Origin of the sequence: Arsenophonus nasoniae DSM 15247 (assembly GCF_000429565.1) — a bacterium.
Taxonomy (GTDB): Bacteria; Pseudomonadota; Gammaproteobacteria; order Enterobacterales; family Enterobacteriaceae; genus Arsenophonus; species Arsenophonus nasoniae.
On sequence record NZ_AUCC01000142.1, the window covers coordinates 1 to 4,724 of the forward strand.

General features: G+C 38.2%; 6 protein-coding genes and 1 pseudogene. 3 read left to right on the forward strand and 4 right to left on the reverse strand.

Translation table 11 applies throughout. The features are described from left to right. The 4 genes and pseudogenes from G468_RS21530 to G468_RS23975 all read right to left on the reverse strand — a co-directional run. A pseudogene (locus G468_RS21530) lies at positions 1-213 on the reverse strand (hypothetical protein); the annotation flags it as partial. 172 nt (positions 214-385) lie between these two features. Then, positions 386-1,057: a M15 family metallopeptidase gene (locus G468_RS0116300; RefSeq protein ID WP_026823951.1), complete on the reverse strand. Its 672-nt coding sequence runs from the start codon at positions 1,055-1,057 to the stop codon at positions 386-388. A gap of 34 nt (positions 1,058-1,091) precedes the next feature. Beyond that, positions 1,092-1,547, reverse strand: coding sequence for a helix-turn-helix transcriptional regulator (locus G468_RS21535; RefSeq protein WP_051297169.1), 456 nt, complete (start codon positions 1,545-1,547; stop codon positions 1,092-1,094). A 733-nt stretch (positions 1,548-2,280) separates the two neighbouring features. Continuing rightward, positions 2,281-2,568, reverse strand: a complete 288-nt coding sequence (locus tag G468_RS23975) for a hypothetical protein (RefSeq protein ID WP_155847020.1) — start codon at positions 2,566-2,568, stop codon at positions 2,281-2,283. Here G468_RS23975 and G468_RS0116310 point away from each other — a divergent pair. From G468_RS0116310 to G468_RS23190, 3 genes are all read left to right on the forward strand, one after another. Then, on the forward strand, positions 2,539-3,159 hold the full coding sequence (locus G468_RS0116310; protein ID WP_026823952.1) for a helix-turn-helix transcriptional regulator: 621 nt from the start codon (positions 2,539-2,541) through the stop codon (positions 3,157-3,159). The two genes, G468_RS23975 and G468_RS0116310, sit on opposite strands and share 30 nt — an antisense overlap. Positions 3,160-3,215: 56 nt before the next feature. After that, entirely contained in the window at positions 3,216-3,482 is a 267-nt protein-coding gene (locus G468_RS0116315; RefSeq protein WP_026823953.1) for a helix-turn-helix transcriptional regulator, read from the forward strand. Between the two features lie 994 nt (positions 3,483-4,476). After that, the coding region (locus tag G468_RS23190; protein WP_211229658.1) for a transposase zinc-binding domain-containing protein at positions 4,477-4,724 on the forward strand (248 nt) is incomplete at its 3' end.

The following is a 4,724-nucleotide window of genomic DNA, read 5'->3' on the forward strand; positions in this document are numbered from 1 at the left end:
GTCGAGAAAAAATTGGGGGCCGAGTCGGACGCAGTGGCGTATGGCTTCTTTTAGGGTGTCATAAAAAAATTCAGGCGGTCTGTCATCATCATTTTCGGGTGGGAGAGAGATCATAAAACGTTTCGGATAAACAGGCGCTGTGGCACGTGAAGTGACGGGCAGCCTGCCTGATTTAACCGGTTTACGCTTTCTGGGAGATTTATTGCGAGCCATCGAGATGAATCCCTGAAAAAAATTAACCTACTGCAGAGTATAAAACAGTACTCAACTCATTAACATCCCCGAAGCAGCACCGCTGCGCCGCTCACGCGTAGCGTGCTACGTTCATTCAACGGTACTCTGGATAAGGTATGGTGATCATGGTTGAATACCACGTTTTTATTTTTCATGGGCGCGTTACCTTCATATTTAGGTTGTTTACCGGGAAATCAAAATAGGTATTTGGGTAAGGCTCATTGGTTAATGTGAAGTGCCACCATTCTTTGTCATATCCTTTAAACCCAGCAGAGGTCATTAATAGGTTAAGTAATAATCGATTTGCTTTAGCCTGTTCGGGAAGATTTTGATATAAGAAAGCGGATTTTTGGTCAAAAAAATCAAAATAGGAGCCGAAATCAAGTTCTTTTGAATAATCATTTGAATTAACCGGGACAATAGTTAAATCAACGGTGCTACCACGTGAATGTGCGGATTTTTTAGCAATATAACCTTCTTTGAATAACTTTGATTTCTCTACATCAGGGTAAAATACGTTCTTCATTGACTGATTGTGAACGTCCTGTGACCAGGAAATAAAATCATTGACTGCGCTTTGAGGGCGATAACAATCGTAAACTTTTAGTGTTAAACCTAACGGGTATAAAATGCGAACCACTTTTTTAAGGGCTTCAGTGGCTGACTTTGTCATTAAACACACGGGGGCGTTATATCCATTAATTTTCCTACCCGTGAAATTATTTCCATTAAAATATCTTATATCTGTTTTTATCTCTGGTATTTCATTTTGAACATTAACAAAGTCAGAGGGCACCCTTATTTCAATATGCGTATCAAACATAGTTAACCCTTAATCACTTATTGTTAAACCAAAACTAGGTAATAAATTGAACTCCTTTATTGATAAATTCTGGCGGAATATAACGGTCAAACCCTGAATATTTACAAAATTCAATAAATTGAATAAAAGAATGCACATTAGCTTTATCATAAATAATCTGAATTTTATTATTGACCGTTCTATGTGAGATATTTAACCTTCTGGCAATTTCTTTACTCATTAATCTTTGCTGTAACCAAAAGATTATGTCAAGTTCTCTTTTTGTAAAAAGATGATTTGGCGGATGTGTTGACAGCACAAAAGGTTTTCTTTGATCGATAAAGGTAGGGACAGAAATGAATTTTAACTTACTTGCTGAGCCTAAAGTTCCAATGTATTCATTTCCTAAATAAAATGGACTTTTAGGGCAAAAGAAAGGCTCTATTTCATTTTTAAAATTGTATAATTGCGTTGAAATTATCGATGAGCTTTTTTCTAGATTTTCTGTCATTCTATCCTGTCTTTGAAATTCTTCACTAAATTCAGCCCAATCGACAGGTAAATCTTTGTCTAGTTTTCCTTCGATTTTAAAATTTGAGGGGATATTTAAAAAAAGAGACCGGATTTGTTAATATAAAGAAATCTTGATTCATTATCTCTTATAAAATAAGGCATATCACTTCTATCGATAAAATCAATAAAAGATCCAAAATCATTTTTTTTTCTTGGTTTTTTTATGTTTCATGCTTCCCCCCCACCTGAAGTGTTGGTTAGATCAACTTCTGTTTAATCTCACCCTTATTTTAGTGAGAAAAATGAAAGTTGGGTGGCGATCCAGACGGGGTTTGCAGACCGGCACATACTCCGGCGAGTCTTTCGACTCCCCCACCTGAACCGCCATAGAAGGTGATAACAGGAGGAGTACACTGGTAAATATTTTTACCAGTGGTATGTGTCCAAGGCTGCAAAACCTTGATCACTGTAGTTCTCCAGTGACATCGCTATCTTATTAGATCTATTGATATAACTCAATAATCAGTATAGTTAAATTATATCCTTGCTGCTTTTCCGTTCCGTCGCTATAATTGAAACGTTAACTCTCAATGGTTAACTGGGCGTCAGAACCCGTGTGTCTTACTGGCGACACCAGACGCGCCATGCGTCTTTTTTATGTGTTGCAAAACGCCTAAGTATAGCTGAAATAATGGTGACTCAGGCGGGGCATCCTTTGGGATGGCCGGTGTTCAGTAAGGCCGGTTTCTGACCCCCGTCTGGGTTACCACCCTATGAGTGTCAGAACTCTGGTGGTAGCAAAACCAGCCACTTACTGAGGTTGCTATCATGGCTACTACCCACCTTAAGGCTCGTCCTAGAAATCTGCATCCCATTTTTTGCCAACGTGTCTGTAACGCCAGACATGCCACACTCGCTAAATTTGCACACATTTCACACAATTTGACACCGCGCCAACGTGCATACCTTCTGAAAATAGGGGGTGTTGCATGAACAGCCCAATCACGCAATTTTACCAAAGTCTCACTATCCCCTGTGGCTTTACTGACGCTGAATCAGAGGTTTATACCAATGCCGCGATGACGGATATTCTGGGGATGACGGTAGAATCTTCTCAGGTGCTGGACGTTTTCTATGAGCACGAGGAGGTCTTTCGCCATAAGAAATTGCCGTTATCGCTGCTGAGTACGCTACCCGCTGGTTACAAAAAACCGTCTCAACCGTTGCTGTTTGATTTTTTTCCGAGATTCGATGAAAAGAACGTTTATCAAGGGGCATTTTTTTATGCTCAACCCTTCTTGTTTTTATCGCTGCTTGAGTATATCGAAGGTGAGTCACCTTATACCATTAATCTGATTCAGTCAGATAACCGATTTAGTCAGCGAGAGCGCCAGATTGTATTTTTTACACTACAGCTATTAAGTAGCAAAGAAGTTGGCAGAAAACTTAATTTATCCCATCGGACGATAGAAAACAATTTGCAATCGATTTATCAGAAATCGGGTGTGCATAATTGTCGGCAATTTAGGAACTATTGCTGCACTAACGGTATGAATCAATACCTTCCTCCTGAATTTCTACCTTCTGGTAGTCAAGTCATTAGCGTTTAAGTCTTGTCGTCAGAGCGGTGTGCTCTGACGGTTACGCTAACTGAATAGGGGAAATAATGAAGTATTTTCGTATTGAAGATTTTACACCTTACTCAGAGCTTTTTCCAAAGCTATCTAAAAGAGAAATTGAGATTTTATCACTTTTTAGGGTTGGATTAACGAGGAGTGAAATAGCGTTAAAACTGAATATTAGTGTAAGTACGATAGATAATCATTTGAACAGTTCAATGCATAAGTACGAACTTAATTCCTCTTCTGAATTAAAAGCATTGTTTAACTTTATTATTCAAGATGCCTTTATTAAGTTAATCGCTTCTACGTAACTGTAATGAGAAAACACTCTGCAATTCAGTCATAAAATTTGTAGAGTGTTATTTTAAATACTGCTCATTAATAAATATTTGATAAATAGGTGTTTTATTTTTTATTATTTTTAACTTATTGATTTTTAAGTTTTTATTTTTATTGAAAAACGGAGGTTACCTCCATACCCCGAGCTAATTTTTTAAGGCATCATTTTCCCTCGCCCACGTTTTCTGGTCGAATCTGAAACTGAAAACATCCAGTTTTGGTAGAGGTGCCTTTGACAGTTGCATCTGCTCTTTAACAAATCAGTATCGGCGATCCGCATGGCGGAAAACGATGTAGTCATGTTGCATGACTCGTTATTTCGCTGCTAAAAATTAGCGACGGAATAACGGGTTGATCGCCGGTAGCCTTGATTTTTACGCTCAAGGCGGAGCTTATAACGCTTTCTGGCCGGACGTATGCCGACACAGGTGTACACCCACGTTAAGTTGTTTTTGATTTAATTATGTAGTAATAAGCTTCATTATAAAAAATAGCTATAAAAATAAGCATTATAATATTTTATATTATTGTTCTAGGTGAAGAAAAAACTTCTATTTCTAGTAACCTTACTAGGAAGATAGCACATCTTACTTTTTCGCTTATATTATTAAGTACCCTTTTAAAAGTATATTTTATGTAAGCGTAAGGTTTAGTATGAATAAATTAGTATTAAAAAATGACTTTAAATTGTACGAGTTATTTGTAGGGTTAACGGTAACCATTATGATTACCTGTGACACACTTGTGTATAAGACGTTTGATTTTTATTCTGTGAAAATAACGGCAAGTGGGATAATTTTTTCTCTTTGTTATTTGCTTTCGGCTATCACAACCGAAGTTTATGGTTATAAGCTAGGAACGAGAATAGTTTGGATTATTGAACATAAGCACGCCTTTGGCGTGAGCATCGCGGCAAAGGCGCTCTATTTCTAGGCAATTCCCTTCTCGTCTTTTATACTCTGCTCTATGTACATCCCCAGACCTGCAAAACTGCTATTTCAATACGATGACGGATGGAACCTTTTCATCGAAAATAATCACATAGATGAATGGCAACTACTCTCTGTCGAAAAGATGCTCGCCTGCAGCACCTGCGCTATGGGCGTTCGCCGTTATTGCTGTTCTTCACCTGAATGCTCTCATTCACGCTTCTTTTGTCAAACCTGTAAATCCAAAGCCTGCAGTGCGTGTGGCCTCAAAGGCACCGAACAGTG

Excerpts from the sequence above, each read along its gene's own strand:
- G468_RS0116300 (WP_026823951.1), bottom strand. The coding sequence starts at position 1,057 with ATGTTTGATACGCATATTGAAATAAGGGTGCCCTCTGACTTTGTTAAT.
- G468_RS21535 (WP_051297169.1), bottom strand. The coding sequence starts at position 1,547 with ATGACAGAAAATCTAGAAAAAAGCTCATCGATAATTTCAACGCAATTA.
- G468_RS0116310 (WP_026823952.1), top strand. The coding sequence starts at position 2,539 with ATGAACAGCCCAATCACGCAATTTTACCAAAGTCTCACTATCCCCTGT.
- G468_RS0116315 (WP_026823953.1), top strand. The coding sequence starts at position 3,216 with ATGAAGTATTTTCGTATTGAAGATTTTACACCTTACTCAGAGCTTTTT.